We start from the raw sequence: 16,020 nt of genomic DNA on the forward strand, positions 1-16,020 counted from the left end.
CAAAAAAACATTCGTCTATAAAAGAAACTCTTATGAATAAAATTTTATTTGCTCTATTGTTTGTAAGCTCATTTACGTTTTCTCAAATAAAAGGAACTGTCAAAGATAAAGATGGAAATCCATTACCTTTTGTGAATATTTATATTGAGAATACTTATATAGGTACCACTTCTAATGAATTGGGAAAATATGAATTGAATACTACTGAGAAAAATAATGTGCATTTGATTTTTCAATATTTAGGATACAAAACCCAGAAACACATTTTAAACATAACGAGTTTTCCATATGAGTTTGATGTGGCTTTACAAGAAGAAGATTTTCAATTGAAAGAAGTTGTTGTTGTAAATGGTGAAAATCCTGCCAATGATATCATTCGAAATGCTATTAAATCTAAAAAGAAAAATGCTGCTAAAACAGACAAGTTTGAAGCTGACTTTTATTCAAGAGGTATTTTTAGAGCAAAAGATATTCCTAAGAAATTCATGGGTTTTGAAATTGGTGACTTAGATGGTAATTTAGATTCTACGCGAAGTGGTATTATTTACCAATCGGAAACGGTTTCTAAAATTAAATTCCAAAAACCTGATAATTTAAAAGAGGAAATTATTGCTTCAAAAGTAGCTGGTAATGATAACGGTTTTAGCTACAACACCGCTTTGAATACCAATTATGATTTTTACGAAAACTATGTAGACTTTGGAATCAATATGATTTCTCCCATTGCAGACAATGCATTCAATTACTACAAATACAAACTAAAAAGTACATTTTACGATGATAGGAATCAGTTAATTAATAAGATTTTAGTAACGCCTAAGCGTGATAAAGAGCCCGTTTTTGAAGGTTATATTTATATCGTAGAGGATTCTTGGGCTATTTTCGGAATTGACTTAGATATTAAAGGTTATAGAATGCAAGAGCCAATTTTAGAAACCATGAAACTGACTCAGAATTTCAGTTATAATTCGGAAAGTAAAATTTGGGCTAAAAACATTCAGGCTTTGGATTTTGAAGCGGGAATTTTTGGAATGAAGTTCACTGGAAAATTCACTCACGTATTTACGAATTACAACTTTAAAGATGCTTTCGACAAGAAAACGTTTGGAAAAGAAATTGTAACATTTGCTGAAAATGCAAATAAAAAGGAAATTTCTTTTTGGGAAGAAAATCGTCCGGTGCCACTAACAGAAGAGGAAACTACGAATTACGTTAAAAAAGATAGCATCCAAACCATCAGAAAATCTCAAGTATATCTTGATTCTATTGATGCTAAGGGTAATAAATTCAAATTATTTAAGATTATTACAGGTTACACATATAAAAATTCGTATAAAAATTGGAACTTCAACTACCAAGGATTAACCAATTTGACATCTTTTAGCTTTAATACGGTTCAAGGTTATAATTTAGACAGTGGTTTTTCATTCAGAAAATGGAATGAAGAAACAGGTAAATTTACATCTATTTCGTCTACTTTCAATTATGGCTTTGCCGAAGACAGATTGCGTATAAACGGAAAATATTATCACCGATTTAACAACAAAAATAATGCTTACATCAGTTTAAGCGGAGGAAGTGCTATTAGTCAGTTTAATCCTAATGAGCCGATTAGTAACTTAGTAAACTCGGTGGCGACTTTATTCTTTAAAAACAATTACATGAAATTGTATAACAAAGAATTTGCTGAAATTAATTATGGAAGAGAAGTTACCAATGGTGTTTTTGCATCGGGTAAATTCGTATACGAAAACCGTCATGCATTATTTAACAATACCGATCATACGTTGATTAAAAACGATGATTTATATTTTTCAAATGATCCGTTACAACCTTATAATTATACTTCGGTTCCGTTTGAGCAGCATCATATAATGAAAGCGAGTATAGGAACGCGCATTCGTTTTGGTCAAAAATATATTTCGCGCCCAGATGGAAAGATTAACATTCAAAACGATGATTATCCGGTAATAAGTCTTTTCTATGAGAAAGCGTTTGGAGCTTCAAATAGCGACTATCATTATGATTTAATAAGTGCAACAGTTGATTACAACAAAACTATTGGCAATAAAGGAGATTTTGGCTTACGTTTTAAAGCAGGTAAGTTCTTTAATGCGGAGCATATTTCATTTGTAGATTATAAACATTTTAATGGAAATCAAACGCATGTAAATATGATGAACAATTCATTAAATGCATTTAACTTATTACCTTATTACAGTCACTCCACAAATGATGCGTATTTGGAAACGCATATTGAGCACAATTTCAAAGGCTACATTATGAATAAGATTCCGTTATTAAATAAATTACAATGGAATTTAATAGGAGGTTTTCATTTGTTGAATATTCCGAATATGAAACCGTATCAAGAGTTTACTGTTGGTTTTGATAATATAGGTTTTGGAAAATTCAGATTCTTACGTGTTGATTATGTAAGAAGTTATCAAAACGGATATCAAGGTGATGGTGTGATGTTTGGAGTTAAATTCTAAGAAATAATAATGAGAAGCACTTCTAAATGGAGTGCTTTTTTATTTCAAAAAAACATCATATCCAAAACGAAGTAACGCCAATCCTACGACAATTAAAAAGAAAACACGAATAAATCCGTTGCCTTTTGAAATGGCTAATCGGGCTCCTAACCAAGAACCAGTAACGTTACAAATTGCCATTGGAATAGCAATTGACCAAATGATTTTTCCTTTTAAAACGAATAAAGTTATGGAACCAATATTGGTAGCCAAATTGACTAATTTCGCATAGATGTTCGCTTTTAAAAAATCGAAACCAAGAATCGCAATAAACGCCATAATTAGTAAACTTCCCGTTCCTGGGCTAATGAATCCATCGTAGAAACCTAAAAAAATTGAAATTATAATTCCGTAAATATAGGTTTGCTTTTGAGTTAGTTTATTGATTTGAAATTGTCCAAAATCTTTTTTGAAATAGGTATAAAGTAAAAGCAAAATCAACACCACAAAAAGTAAAGGTTTCATGAAATCGTTTTGCATTACGTTGAGTAAACTCGAACCCAAATAAGCAAATGAGAAAGAAACAATTGCCATTACTATAAATAACTTCCAATTGACTTTGGCTGATTTCAAATAGTGATAGGTTGCCATACTAGTTCCACTAAACCCCGGAATTTTTAAGGTTCCAATAATAGAAGCAACAGGCACATTTGGCAATAAAATTAAAGCGGCTGGAGTTTGAATGAGTCCACCACCACCCACAATAGCATCGATAAAACCAGCTACAAAGGAAGCAATGCAAAGAAAAATGATGATGTAGGTTTCCATTATTTAGTAATCAGTCCCAGTGTTCAGTCTAAGTAATACTGCTTACTGCGACTGAACACTGAATACTAAATTATACTCTTACAATATTAGCTCCGATAGCACGTAGTCTTTCATCAATACGTTCGTAACCTCTATCGATTTGTTCGATATTTTGGATAGTTGAAGTTCCTTTTGCTGTTAAAGCGGCAATTAATAAGGAAATTCCAGCTCTAATATCTGGAGAACTCATGGTTGTTGCTTTTAATTGCGATTGGAAGTTATGTCCCATAACCACAGCTCTGTGCGGATCACATAACATGATTTTTGCTCCCATATCAATTAATTTATCCACGAAGAACAAACGGCTTTCAAACATTTTTTGGTGAATTAACACATCGCCTTTAGCTTGTGTACAAACCACTAAAACGATACTTAATAAGTCAGGTGTAAATCCTGGCCATGGTGCATCAGAAACGGTTAAGATAGAACCGTCGATATCGGTTTTGATTTCATAACCATCTTTGTGAGCAGGAATGTAAATATCATCTCCTTTTCTTTCAAGTGTAATTCCTAATTTTCTAAATACGTTCGGAATCTGTCCTAAGTTATCCCAACTCACATTTTTGATTGTAATTTCACTTCTTGTCATAGCTGCAAGACCAATCCAAGAACCAATTTCAATCATATCAGGTAAAATTCTGTGTTCGCACCCCCCTAAACTTTCAACACCTTCAATCGTTAATAAGTTAGACCCTACACCAGAAATTTTAGCTCCCATTGAGTTTAACATTTTACACAATTGTTGCAAGTAAGGTTCACAGGCTGCGTTATAAATCGTTGTTGTTCCTTCCGCTAAAACCGCAGCCATCACAATATTAGCCGTTCCGGTTACCGAAGCTTCATCTAACAACATGTAAGAACCTTGTAATCTTCCGTCAATTTCCACTCCGTAGAAATGGTCTTCTCTTTCGTATCTGAATTTAGCTCCAAGATTAATAAATCCTTCAAAGTGTGTATCTAAACGACGACGCCCAATTTTATCACCTCCTGGTTTTGGAATATATCCACAACCAAAACGTGCTAATAAAGGACCAACAATCATAATAGAACCTCTTAAACTTCCTCCTTCTTTTTTGAATGCTTCTGTTTTTAAGTAATTAACATTTACCTCATCAGCTTGAAACGTGTAATCGCCAGGTCCATTTTTTTGGATTTTAACACCTAAATTCCCTAAAAGGGTAATTAGTTTATTAACATCGATAATATCTGGAATATTCGTTACTCTTACTTTTTCAGAAGTTAACAAAACAGGACATAACACTTGTAGCGCCTCATTTTTAGCGCCTTGAGGTGTAATTTCTCCTTTTAATGCTTTTCCTCCTTCAATTTTAAATGTTCCCATGTAACTGCCTATTTTTTAAATGTATTTTTATTTTGATTGTTTTTATTCATGTGCCCTTTATTGTTATTATTTTTCTTAACAATACCAGGTTTATTAGAACTAAATTGGGTTTTATTGGATACTTTCTTGTTCACTTTCATTAAATCGTGAGTGTTCGAAAGCTCTTCGTTTGATTTGGAAAGATTTAATTTTCCTCCTGAAAGTTCTAATAAGTGTTCAAAAATTACTTCATCGGTTACCGTGTCTTTGTTCCAACTCAAGTAACATTTTTTCATATGATTCGCAATAACTAAAACTAAAGCATTTTTTAATTCGCTTTCTTCCCAACTGTTAGCTACATCAATCATGTATTTGATGTTATTTCCATAAAAACGATATTTAGGAAAATTTTGAGGATATTTTAAACGTTCTGGTTTTTGCGTTAAAATATCTTTTGATGGAATTGGATAAGGAGAATCAACATCCAATTTAAAATCAGACATAATAAACAACTGATCCCACAATTTATGTTGAAAATCTAAAACGTCTCTCAAATGCGGATTCAACGAACCCATCACAGAAATGATATATTTAGCTGCTTTGTTTCGCTCTTCACGATCTTCAATAGCAGTAGCTTGATCGATTAATTTCTGCAAATGTCTTCCATACTCAGGAATAATCAAATGCGGACGTTGCGAATTATATTCTAAATTACTTACTTGTTCTTGCATGTTTGTTTTATAATGAAATGATACCTTCTATATCAGATACTTCAATGTATTTATCAATTACACTTTGAGGGTTAGGCATATTTACGCTTACCGATACACTTGTAAATTTACCTGTTTTTGATTGTTGTGTAGTAATAACAGCTCCCATGTTATTAAAAGCTGCTTCTACTTTTGCAATACTATGAACATTAGAAGGCATGATAAATTTATATAAATACTCTGAAGGCCAAAGCGTTGAATTTGTTAATTCTTCTTTTAATCTAATATAAAAATCTTCTGTTTTCTTATCCATCATCATTTCTTATTTGAATTAGCAAATATACTTTTTTATGTTCAGAATTGTAATGTAGTAACTTATAAATTTTAAAGTTGATTAGATTTTTAAAAAAACTTACTTTTGCGCCTTAGTATTTTTAAGATGAATAAAGAAATTGTGGTTTTAATTGGTGGACCAAGCTCTGGAAAAACCACCTTAATAGAAGCATTGAAAGAAAAAGGACACACTTGTTATCCTGAGATTTCGCGTGAAGTTATTCGTGAGGCTCAAGAACAAGGAATCGAGCAATTGTTTCTAGAAAAACCCCTTTTGTTTAGCGAATTACTTTTGGAAGGCAGAAAAAGACAATTCAAAGAAGCCTTAAACGAAGAAGCTAATATCGTTTTTTTAGACCGAGGCATTCCAGATGTTTTGGCGTATATGCATTACATTGGCGATTCGTATCCTGCATTTTTCGATAAAGCCTGTCAAGACCACAAATATTCGGCAATTTTTGTTTTACCTCCTTGGGAAGAAATTTATGTGAGTGATGCCGAACGCTACGAAAACTACCAGCAAGCCGTTTTAATTCACGAACATTTAATGGAAACTTACAAGAAATACGGCTATTCGATTACAGAAGTTCCAAAAGATACGGTTGAAAATCGTGTTGATTTTATTATGAAACATCTTGTTAAATAATTTTTTTATAATTTAGTGTTTCTAAAAGTCCTTTTTCATGTCGGAACCCATACAAATTCTAAAAAAATACTGGAAACACGATAGTTTTAGAACACCACAAGAAGCAATTATTCAATCGGTTTTAAGTGGTAACGACACCTTTGCACTTTTACCAACTGGTGGCGGAAAATCGGTTTGTTTTCAAATTCCGGCTATGATGCTAAATGGAATTTGTTTGGTAATTTCGCCTTTGATTGCTTTGATGAAAGACCAAGTTCAGAACTTAAAAAGCAAAAACATCAAAGCCATTGCATTAACGGGTGGTATTTCGCAAGATGATGTTATTGACATTTTAGACAATTGTCAATTTGGAAACTATAAATTCTTATACCTTTCACCCGAACGTTTGCAACATGATTGGATTGTTGAACGTTTAAAACAATTACCCATTAATCTGATTGCAATTGATGAAGCGCACTGTGTGAGTCAATGGGGACATGATTTTAGACCTGCGTATTTGAAGATTTCAGCTTTAAAAACACACTTCGCTTCTACTCCGTTTTTAGCTTTAACGGCTACTGCCAACAAAAGAGTTCAGGAAGATATTTGCACGCATTTAGCATTGGTAAATCCGAAAATTTTTACAAAGTCATTTACTCGTAAAAACTTAGCTTATCATGTGATTAAAACAGAAGATAAACTGTTTAAAATTCAGCAGATATTATCAAAAAATCCGCAATCTTCTATAATTTATGTTCGTAATCGTAAATCGTGTATTGAAACTTCGCAACAGTTGAATCAATTGGGATTTACTTGCACGTTTTATCATGGCGGATTACCCGCAAAGGAGAAAGAAAAAAACATGCAATTGTGGTTAGAAAACAAAGCGCAAGTTATAGTTGCTACAAATGCTTTTGGAATGGGAATTGATAAACCCGATGTAAAAACGGTAATTCACATTCAACTTCCAGAAAATCTTGAAAATTACTATCAAGAAGCTGGAAGAGCAGGTAGAAATAATGAAAAAGCATTTGGGATTATCGTTACGAATCCTTCTGATATTGGCTACACCAAGGCTCAATTTATTGATGTTTTGCCAGATAAAAAATTTGTAAAAGACGTTTACATCAAATTAAACAACTACTTCCAAATTGCTTATGGCGAAGGTTACAATGAAAGTTTTACTTTCAATTTGAATCAGTTTAGTATGCAATATCAATTTCCGGTAATCAAAGTGTTCAATAGTTTGCAGTTTTTAGACCGACAAGGGATTATCACTTTCCAAAGTGAATCTAGCGAAAAAGTAAGTTTACAATTTATTATTCCAAGTAAAGAAGTGATTCGTTATGTTAGTTTACACCCACATGACGAACCCATTATTACTGCAATCTTGAGAACCTATTCTGGAATTTTTGATATTGAAACCACTATCAATCCTCACTTAGTTGCCAAAAAAGCAAGTACCTCAGAGAAACGAGTAGAAGAAGTAATTGACAAACTAGCCACAAGTGAGTGTATTATTTTACATGCCAAAAACAATGATAGCTCGATTACGTTTAATGAAGCTCGAGAAGATGATTTAACCATCAATCGTGTGGCGAAGTTTTTAGAACATCAGAATAAATTAAAAGAAGAGCAATTTCAAAGCGTAGTGAATTACATTACGAATGAAACTACTTGTAAAAACAAAATGTTATTAGCCTATTTTGATGAAATTTCGAAAGAAGATTGTGGCATTTGTTCCTATTGTACTTCTAAAAAAAAAGTGACACCCATTGAAATAACGCAATCGATTCTTCAATTATTAGAAAAAAGTCCATTAAGTTCAAGAGAAATTGAAAACCAACTGCACATTTCTACAGAAGCGACTATCTTTGCGATTCAATTGTTGCTAGAAAACAATCGAATCAAAATCAATTCAAACAATCAATATTACCTTATATAATGGAAAAACTTAGAATTGTATTCATGGGAACGCCCGATTTTGCCGTTGGGATTTTGGATACTATTTACAAAAACAATTATACTATTGTAGGTGTTATAACCGCTCCCGACAAACCAGCGGGTCGCGGACAAAAAGTAAGCATGAGTGCGGTTAAAGAATATGCGCTAGAAAAAAACTTACGTTTGTTACAACCCACCAATTTAAAATCAGAAGAATTTTTAGCTGAATTAAAAAGTTTAGAAGCAAATTTACAAGTTGTTGTAGCGTTTAGAATGTTACCAGAAGTGGTTTGGAAAATGCCAAAATTTGGAACATTTAATCTTCACGCTTCTTTGTTACCGGAATACCGTGGGGCTGCTCCTATTAATTGGGCTATTATTAATGGAGAAACCAAAACGGGAGTTACATCCTTCTTTATTGATGATAAAATTGATACCGGTGCGATGATTTTGAGTAAAGAAACTGAAATTGGTGCAAACGAAACCTCTGGTGAATTACATGACCGTTTGATGCATTTAGGAAGCGAAACAGTTTTAGAAACTTTACAATTAATTGAAACAGGAAAAGCAACTACTACTTTACAAGAAAATAATCCTGAGGTTAAAACCGCTTACAAATTAAATAAAGACAATTGTAAGATTGACTGGTCGCAATCCGGAAAGACGATTTTTAATTTAATAAGAGGTTTATCTCCTTATCCAGCGGCATGGACTTATATTAAAGATGGCAAAAACGAATGGAATGTAAAAATCTATTCAGCAAGTTTTGAAGAAAAGGAACATACTGATACCATTGGACAAATTTCAACTACTAAAAAAGAGATTTTTATTGCGGTAAAAGATGGTGTTCTAACAATTGAAAGTTTACAATTTCCAGGAAAGAAAAGAATGTTGGCACATGAATTATTAAATGGTGTTAGGATATCTGAAAACGCAATAGCTTTGTAAGGCCTGAAAAAACTATATTTAAGGGTGAAATTCAAAAAAACAAACAATGTTATTAACATTTAATCTATTTTATTAACATTTTAGTCGAAAAATAGTCTGAATACTTGCACAGCTCAATAATACCGCTAAATTTGTGATAAATAATTAAGTTTAACCAATTAAAAATAACTTTAATCATGAACAAATCAGAATTAATCGATGCAATGGCAGCTTCTGCTGGAATTACAAAAGCAGCTGCTAAATTAGCTTTAGAATCATTTTTAAGCAATGTTGAAGGAACTTTACAAAAAGGTGGAAGAGTATCTTTAGTAGGTTTTGGTTCTTGGTCAGTATCTAAAAGAGCTGCAAGAGATGGAAGAAATCCTCAAACAGGAAAAACTATCAAAATTGCTGCTAAAAACGTAGTAAAATTCAAAGCTGGTGCTGAATTAGAAGGTGCAGTAAACAAATAATATTTTTGTTACCATAAAATAGAAGTCCCGATTAATATCGGGATTTTTTTTGCACTTCAACGAGATTTTTTTGAATCTTTAATTTTTTTTGGTAACTTTAGGAAATAAACTACAGAAATTATGATATCAACTTTACCCCAAAAAGGTCATTTGCTAATTGCAGAGCCTTCAATTTTAGGCGATGTTTCTTTTAATCGCTCTGTGGTCTTGTTAGCAGAACATAATAGCGAAGGCTCAATAGGTTTTATACTAAACAAACCTTTATCCTATAACATCAATGATTTGATTCCCGAAATTGATGCTACTTTTTTAATCTACAATGGAGGTCCTGTAGAACAAGATAATTTGTATTTCATTCATACCATTCCAGATATAATTCCAAATAGTATCGAGATTTCAAATGGGATTTATTGGGGTGGCGATTTTGAAACTACCAAACAACTTATAAATAGTGGTAAAATTTCAAAAAATCAAATACGGTTTTTTCTTGGCTATAGTGGCTGGAGTGTTAATCAATTGGAAATGGAACTTCAAGAAAATGCATGGATTGTTACCGAAAACACACTTAAAAACAAACTACTATCTAAAGCAAGCACCTTATTTTGGAAAGAAAAAATTATTGAACAAGGCGGTGAGTATGTATTATTTTCTAACGCTCCCGAAAATCCAATGCTTAACTAAGTCGAATTTGAGCATTTAATCTTTTCAATACTTCTGCAGTAAATTCAATTCCATATTCCTTTTTACGGTATTTGGTAATGGGTTGAATTCCTGAGATTACATTTGTTAAAAACAATTCATCTGCTTTTTGAAGATCGAAAGGAGAAATTGAGGTTTCTTTTGCTACAATCCCTTCGGTTTTTTTCAAGATTTCCAATACTTGTTTACGCATAATTCCGTTCAAGCAACCATCAGAAACCGGAGGCGTCACTACAACATTTCCAGTTTTCATAAACAAATTACTCTGCAAAGCTTCTACTACATTCTTTTCATCATTTAAAATTAAACAATTATCATAACCATTTTCGTCTGCAAAAATACTCCCTGTAATTTGAATCATTTTATTATTCGTTTTTAAAGTGGAAAGCAATTGTTTAGAAATATAAAAATCCTTATATAATTCGACTTCATAATTTTCTTTTCCGAGTACATATAACTCAAAATTCAATGGAGATGCCGTCACTATAAATTTTACTTTGCGAGATTTTGGCAAATAAAAACCTTCTGAATCTCTGTAAACCGAAAAACGAACACGATATGAATTGGCAATATTTAGCGCCTGAACCAAATTTACTATTTGGGATTCAAAATATTCCATGGTAAAATTCATTGGAATTTCCATACGACAAATACGCATAGAAGCCATCAATCTAAAATAGTGATCTTCAAGAAATAACACTTTATTATCCAACACTTTAATGGTTTCAAAAATGCTATCACCAAATAAAAATCCTCTATTATTTTCAATTGAAATTGAACTGTTTTCCTGAATATTTCCGTTAAAATTTACCATAAAAAAACCCGACTTTAAATCGGGACAAATATAGTTTATATTATTGAGTTTTAAACTGAACCCAACACATGTTTTAAATCGGAAATTTGATTTTCCCAAAGCAGTTTTGATTCTTCCAATTCATCAGCGAAAGCAAAATCTGAAACAACAATAGAAACGTCTTTAGTGATTTCATCTTCCATTATTTTCATTTCGAAAAAATAATCTGTTTCATTTCCATCCTCATCTAACCACTTAAATTTAATTCTTTCACCTGATTTTTTTGAAGCTAATCTTGCTTTTTCTTCAGAGTCATCCCAAATAAAAGTAAAAAATTCACCTCTTGAATTTACATTATCAGCAAACCATTCTGATAGCCCAGAAGGAGTAGAAATATATTGATATAGTAATTGTGGTGAAGATTGTATAGGAAATTCTAATTCGTATTTTACTTTTACACTCATAGTTCGTTTTAATTTTTCAGTTTGGAAATATATACAGAATATATCGAATTAACAAAAAAATATTTTAATTTATTTTAATCAAAAAATATTTGCAAACAAAAGAATTAGTTTTATATTTGCACCCGCATTCAACAAGGATGTGAGACCAATATTTGGCGAGGTAGCTCAGTTGGTTAGAGCGCAGGATTCATAACCCTGAGGTCACGGGTTCAACTCCCGTCTTCGCTACTTGATAATCAAGCCTTTACGTAAAAGTAAAGGCTTTTTTTATGCAAGGTGTCGGGTAATGGTGTCGGGTAAAATTGTTAAAAAAATTATTTTACACATCATTTTTATTAATTTCAAAAAATAAAATTAACCAAAAACTTTTAGTTTTAAAATTGCTTTTTCAACAGCACTAAGTATCTTAGGGTCAATATAATGTCTTTCTAGAATTTCTTCAGATGAATGCGATGAAAGTAATCCTGTTTGCTTATCCATAATAACTCGCAACCAAGTAATGTATGTTTTTCTCAAATTTTTCAAACTAACATCACTTTCTATACAAGCTTCTTGTTTGTAATGAGTAAATGATTTACTAATTCTGTCCATTAGTGTTTTTATAGTACAATTTCTATCTGGATAAATTATATAATCAACAGAATTCTTTTTCTTTTCATAGCCTAATTCAATAAGTAAGTCCATTAAATCACCATTAACAGCAATTAATTTTTTTTTAGATTCAGTTTTTACAACTTTGGTTTTATTTGCACGATTAACCTTCAAATTATCGATATTAAAAAAACACAGTCCATCTTCATAATGTTGTATTTGACACCATCTTAGACTCAAAACTTCTTCCCTTCTACCTCCAGTAAGTAAAAATAACTTAAATGCTTCTTTTAGTTGTGGCCAATACATAGTCTTTTTTCCACCCTTACTATCTATTTTAAATTTACTTCCTGTTTCAATTGCATCAATTATCCTATTAAACTCAGATTTTGAAAGTGATTTTATTTCTGACAATTCAATATGTTTGGATTGATATGTTTCAAACGGATTCTCCATTTTTATTTTTTCAACCATGATTAAAAACTTATAAAAAGCCTTCAATTCATTAAACATTTTATTAAAAGTTCTACCTGAATAATTACCATTTGCCCATGTATAAAAATTGGCAACATCAATATCAGAAGTTTCAACAATGTCAAATATCTCTAAATCAACTCTTGTCTTTACAATTTGAGCAAAGTAGCGACAATATCTGATACATTCATCTCTGTAACCTGCACTGACATGTTTTTGCAAGTGAGCTAATTCATGACTTCCACTTAAATACTGATAATATTTTAAGATAGCACTTGGTAATGTGTAACTTTTAATCAATCGTTTATTGTTTGGTCTTTTATAATCACAAGCTTCCATTTCCTTCTTAAATTTATATCCTTCATCAAAAGCAGATTTGTAATCTAATGCATTTAAGACTTTAGTTAGCTCTTTTTTAGGATTATTAGGAACATAAACATGCATGCGAAATCGATGTTTATCATAGTGATTACACTTCGGATTTTTTAGTTTGCATTTGGTACAAAAAATCTTTAATCCTTTTAAAGAGTTTTTAGTTGGAATTTTTAATTTAGGACTCATGATAGTAACGAATTTAACAAGTCTTTTTCCTTATTGTTAGTTGGCATTACTTTTGAAAAAGCCTTACTGCTCCTGGGCTCGCCTAATTTAAGAAGAAAATAATTAAACAACGAAGTATCTGGAGTAATATCTTTAAGTATATCTTTCCAGTCTATAGGATTCGTTTTTTGTAAGTTTAAAATAAATGGTTTTGATAATGTAAATTGCAGGTCTAATTTATAAACGTAATCTCTTTTCGAGAATTTGTAAACAGGAACCTCATTAGATATACACCATTTTTTTGTAGCTTCGGTATCTTTTAATCTAATTTGTTGTCCAGCTTCTGCAATTGTTAAAATTTCAAAAGGGAATTGTAATGTATTCAAAGTAATCTACCCGCTTTTCTCATCATTTTTATGCGGGAGAGAATTATTTAATGCAAAAATACTAAGCATTTTAATATGATGCCAACTTTTTGGTTCAGTTTTTTTTAAAGATTAATTTAATTTAGAAAAAACATCTTTGAAATTCCCGTAAAAAAAGGTCTTTCAAAGATGTTTTTGTTTATTAAATATCCCCTCGAGTATGGTATGCTGGGTATTCTCTCACCATCAAGTCGTCAGGTATTGATATTTTTTTATCAACTTGTTTGAAGTTAAATGGAACCCTATTTTCTTTGCATTGGTCACGAAGAATTCTACCCCAGTCAGTATTGAATGGCCTTCTGTGATGGCCTGACTCTCCACCATTAATAATCCAGTCTACAGAATCAATTAATCTCAAATCAGAGCCTTTCATTTTTACTGTTAGGTCAATTTCATCCAATTGTGGTTCAATCGATAAAAATCGATGTCCATTGACTTTAAACAATTGTGGAATCAGGTCATTGGCGGTTTTTTGATTCACTACTGATGTTCCAAACATTACATTTGAAGGTGGGTTTGTTTTCCACGTCTCAGGGATGTATTTGTTAATGTTGGATGGTCGCTTGGTTAGTAACAGAAACATCAAGTTTGGACAATTAGGAACAACCTCATTAAAGAACTTATCCCTAAGCTGTCCTGTGTTCCAAAACTCATCTTCACCTTCAAGCTGCTTAACCTTTCTATGGTTAATCATTTCTTTTGGCTTCTCGAAAATGTCCATCATAGAACCCACAAATACCCTATGCATTTCGCCAGCCTTTTCAGCATCACGTTGAAATCGTCTGAACTCATCCCAAGCGTTTTTAATTACTCTTCTTATACCGTCTTCACCCCATAGGTCAAATCCGTATCGCTTTGCAAGCTCAGCAGCATAGCATTCTTGGCAGCCCTCATGTACACGAGAACAGCCCCACCATAAATTTTGAGTGTGGTGGGTCCACTCAATTAAGCTATTTTTTGCCATTTTTTTCAGTTTTTAATATGTTATTGAATTTTTCTATCACCTCTAGTTGGCTAGCAGTCCATTTGTTTGGATGTATTAATTGTTCTCCAAACCAAATTCTGAACATGTAGTAATCATGCCCAACGAAGTTAATTACATTGTTTACCCAATCCACGTCATCTGTTTCACCAGTGATAAATGTTGGCAAGAGCTCATCAAGAGCATCATATGAGTCCCAAAATGTATTTGACTCATTAACTTTAATTTTTAAAGCCTCGAAGGCTAATTCTTTGTTTCTCATAATTAAATAATTATTTTTTTAAACATTTGTAATTCAGTACTTTGTACGATATTTTTTTAGATTTATGGACAAACAACTCCCCGCACCCCTGTTTGGGGTGTTTTCAAATCCGATAAAATCTTGGTGATAGAGCGTCCCAGAACGGGAGCCCAGTTAAGGCAGGATGTGTTGTGTTGCCCTAATAATTCTGATGTTTAGTCTTGTTTTATGTCATAGTTTATTGTTATTAAGTATTAGACAATAGTTTATCTGGTCGACATACAGTCGTCCTATTAATTATTTGATAAATAGATGATTATTTTACTCTTCTATGCTTAAAATAAAATCTTTTATTCGAATTGAATTGCGGCTTCTACCAAGAGGTTCTTTAATAATTTTTGCGTTTTTAAGGTCAACCAAATCAAAACGAATATCTGTTACTGGTTCAACTGGCATGAGTTTAACAAAATCTATCATATCAGGTACATTTTGCTTTCCCAGATATGCTCCAACATCAGTAAAAGCCTGCCTGCTTAATTTGTTGTACTTTAAAACATCAATTGCCCAAGCAATTTGAAATGACATTCCCTTAAGTGGGTAGAGTTCTTTAGCATCAATATTTGATTCAGACATATAGTTATCTGCCATACGTTGTAAATTTTTTGCTAAGTTTTTATAATCTATAGGTTTTTTGGTTCTAAAATTTGTATAAACCAATTCGTTTAGACTTGGTTTAAGTTCCTTGAATATCATCAAATTCAGTTCCTTACAAAATGGACTTACTTCAATACCCATATCAACTCCATCAATAACAAGATTCGATTTTGGATTAAATGATTTATTTATAAGGTCTCCCCACTTTATCTTAAGTTGCTGCCCAATTTTAATACCCCAGCAAGTTCCATGGATTGTGAGTAAAAAATATTCGTAGTATTTTTGTTCCCACTGCCAAGTAGCAAATTGCCAAAGTTCTTTTGTACTCCAATGTCTCATAGTTAATTTATTTTTGGCAAAGATACTAACAAATTTTTATTAATACGATTTTTTACTGTTAATAAATTGTTATTCGTAAAAATATTTCATAAAACATTGATTTTTAATATGTTTAAAATTTTAAAAAAAGAAATATTGTATTAT

At 31.9% G+C, this 16,020-nt stretch carries 17 protein-coding genes and 1 tRNA gene; 7 read left to right on the forward strand and 11 right to left on the reverse strand.

The features are described from left to right. Positions 1–32: 32 nt before the first annotated feature. On the forward strand, positions 33–2,495 hold the full coding sequence (locus Q0075_RS04260; RefSeq protein WP_297868430.1) for a DUF5686 and carboxypeptidase regulatory-like domain-containing protein: 2,463 nt from the start codon (positions 33–35) through the stop codon (positions 2,493–2,495). Positions 2,496–2,534: 39 nt separating this feature from the next. On the opposite strand, the gene Q0075_RS04265 is transcribed toward Q0075_RS04260, so the two are convergent. The 4 genes from Q0075_RS04265 to Q0075_RS04280 form a co-directional block, all read right to left on the reverse strand. Next, a complete protein-coding gene (locus tag Q0075_RS04265; protein ID WP_297868431.1) occupies positions 2,535–3,302 on the reverse strand; it encodes a TSUP family transporter in 768 nt (255 codons plus the stop codon). A 70-nt stretch (positions 3,303–3,372) separates the two neighbouring features. Next, positions 3,373–4,683, reverse strand: a complete 1,311-nt coding sequence (gene murA / locus Q0075_RS04270; RefSeq protein ID WP_297868432.1) for a UDP-N-acetylglucosamine 1-carboxyvinyltransferase — start codon at positions 4,681–4,683, stop codon at positions 3,373–3,375. 8 nt (positions 4,684–4,691) lie between these two features. After that, positions 4,692–5,393, reverse strand: coding sequence for a DUF4290 domain-containing protein (locus Q0075_RS04275; protein WP_297868433.1), 702 nt, complete (start codon positions 5,391–5,393; stop codon positions 4,692–4,694). Between the two features lie 7 nt (positions 5,394–5,400). Further along, the gene (locus tag Q0075_RS04280) at positions 5,401–5,685 is read right to left on the reverse strand and encodes a DUF493 family protein (RefSeq protein ID WP_291109721.1); all 285 of its coding nucleotides are present in this window, start codon (positions 5,683–5,685) and stop codon (positions 5,401–5,403) included. Positions 5,686–5,811: 126 nt separating this feature from the next. Between Q0075_RS04280 and Q0075_RS04285 the strand changes: the two genes are divergently transcribed. The 5 genes from Q0075_RS04285 to Q0075_RS04305 all read left to right on the forward strand — a co-directional run bounded on the left by Q0075_RS04285 (position 5,812) and on the right by Q0075_RS04305 (position 10,355). After that, positions 5,812–6,351, forward strand: a complete 540-nt coding sequence (locus tag Q0075_RS04285; protein WP_297868434.1) for an ATP-binding protein — start codon at positions 5,812–5,814, stop codon at positions 6,349–6,351. Positions 6,352–6,388: 37 nt separating this feature from the next. After that, a complete protein-coding gene (locus tag Q0075_RS04290; RefSeq protein WP_297868435.1) occupies positions 6,389–8,275 on the forward strand; it encodes an ATP-dependent DNA helicase RecQ in 1,887 nt (628 codons plus the stop codon). Beyond that, on the forward strand, positions 8,275–9,222 hold the full coding sequence (fmt, locus tag Q0075_RS04295; protein WP_297868436.1) for a methionyl-tRNA formyltransferase: 948 nt from the start codon (positions 8,275–8,277) through the stop codon (positions 9,220–9,222). The genes Q0075_RS04290 and fmt overlap by 1 nt, the downstream gene beginning before the upstream one ends. A gap of 176 nt (positions 9,223–9,398) precedes the next feature. After that, positions 9,399–9,674: an HU family DNA-binding protein gene (locus Q0075_RS04300; protein WP_073584108.1), complete on the forward strand. Its 276-nt coding sequence runs from the start codon at positions 9,399–9,401 to the stop codon at positions 9,672–9,674. 120 nt (positions 9,675–9,794) lie between these two features. Further along, the gene (locus tag Q0075_RS04305; RefSeq protein WP_297868437.1) at positions 9,795–10,355 is read left to right on the forward strand and encodes a YqgE/AlgH family protein; all 561 of its coding nucleotides are present in this window, start codon (positions 9,795–9,797) and stop codon (positions 10,353–10,355) included. On the opposite strand, the gene Q0075_RS04310 is transcribed toward Q0075_RS04305, so the two are convergent. Both Q0075_RS04310 and Q0075_RS04315 read right to left on the reverse strand, forming a co-directional pair. Next, entirely contained in the window at positions 10,348–11,187 is an 840-nt protein-coding gene (locus Q0075_RS04310; RefSeq protein WP_297868438.1) for an aminotransferase class IV, read from the reverse strand. The two genes, Q0075_RS04305 and Q0075_RS04310, sit on opposite strands and share 8 nt — an antisense overlap. 50 nt (positions 11,188–11,237) lie before the next feature. Then, positions 11,238–11,630 carry an START-like domain-containing protein gene (locus Q0075_RS04315; RefSeq protein WP_291109690.1) on the reverse strand — a complete coding sequence of 131 codons (393 nt, stop codon included), beginning with the start codon at positions 11,628–11,630 and terminating at the stop codon, positions 11,238–11,240. A gap of 154 nt (positions 11,631–11,784) precedes the next feature. Between Q0075_RS04315 and Q0075_RS04320 the strand changes: the two genes are divergently transcribed. Next, a tRNA-Met gene (locus Q0075_RS04320) sits at positions 11,785–11,858 on the forward strand. A 126-nt stretch (positions 11,859–11,984) separates the two neighbouring features. Here the strand turns inward: Q0075_RS04320 and Q0075_RS04325 are convergent. The 5 genes from Q0075_RS04325 to Q0075_RS04345 form a co-directional block, all read right to left on the reverse strand. Then, positions 11,985–13,256 carry a hypothetical protein gene (locus Q0075_RS04325; RefSeq protein ID WP_297868439.1) on the reverse strand — a complete coding sequence of 424 codons (1,272 nt, stop codon included), beginning with the start codon at positions 13,254–13,256 and terminating at the stop codon, positions 11,985–11,987. Then, positions 13,253–13,621, reverse strand: a complete 369-nt coding sequence (locus tag Q0075_RS04330) for a hypothetical protein (RefSeq protein ID WP_297868440.1) — start codon at positions 13,619–13,621, stop codon at positions 13,253–13,255. Before Q0075_RS04330 ends, Q0075_RS04325 begins: the two co-directional genes overlap by 4 nt. A gap of 181 nt (positions 13,622–13,802) precedes the next feature. After that, entirely contained in the window at positions 13,803–14,624 is an 822-nt protein-coding gene (locus tag Q0075_RS04335) for a DUF5131 family protein (protein ID WP_297868441.1), read from the reverse strand. Continuing rightward, on the reverse strand, positions 14,611–14,904 hold the full coding sequence (locus Q0075_RS04340; RefSeq protein WP_297868442.1) for a hypothetical protein: 294 nt from the start codon (positions 14,902–14,904) through the stop codon (positions 14,611–14,613). Before Q0075_RS04340 ends, Q0075_RS04335 begins: the two co-directional genes overlap by 14 nt. Positions 14,905–15,204: 300 nt before the next feature. Then, a complete protein-coding gene (locus Q0075_RS04345) occupies positions 15,205–15,876 on the reverse strand; it encodes a hypothetical protein (protein WP_297868443.1) in 672 nt (223 codons plus the stop codon). Between the last annotated feature and the right edge of the window lie 144 nt (positions 15,877–16,020).

It is taken from the genome of uncultured Flavobacterium sp., from assembly GCF_937967675.1.
Taxonomy (GTDB): Bacteria; Bacteroidota; Bacteroidia; order Flavobacteriales; family Flavobacteriaceae; genus Flavobacterium.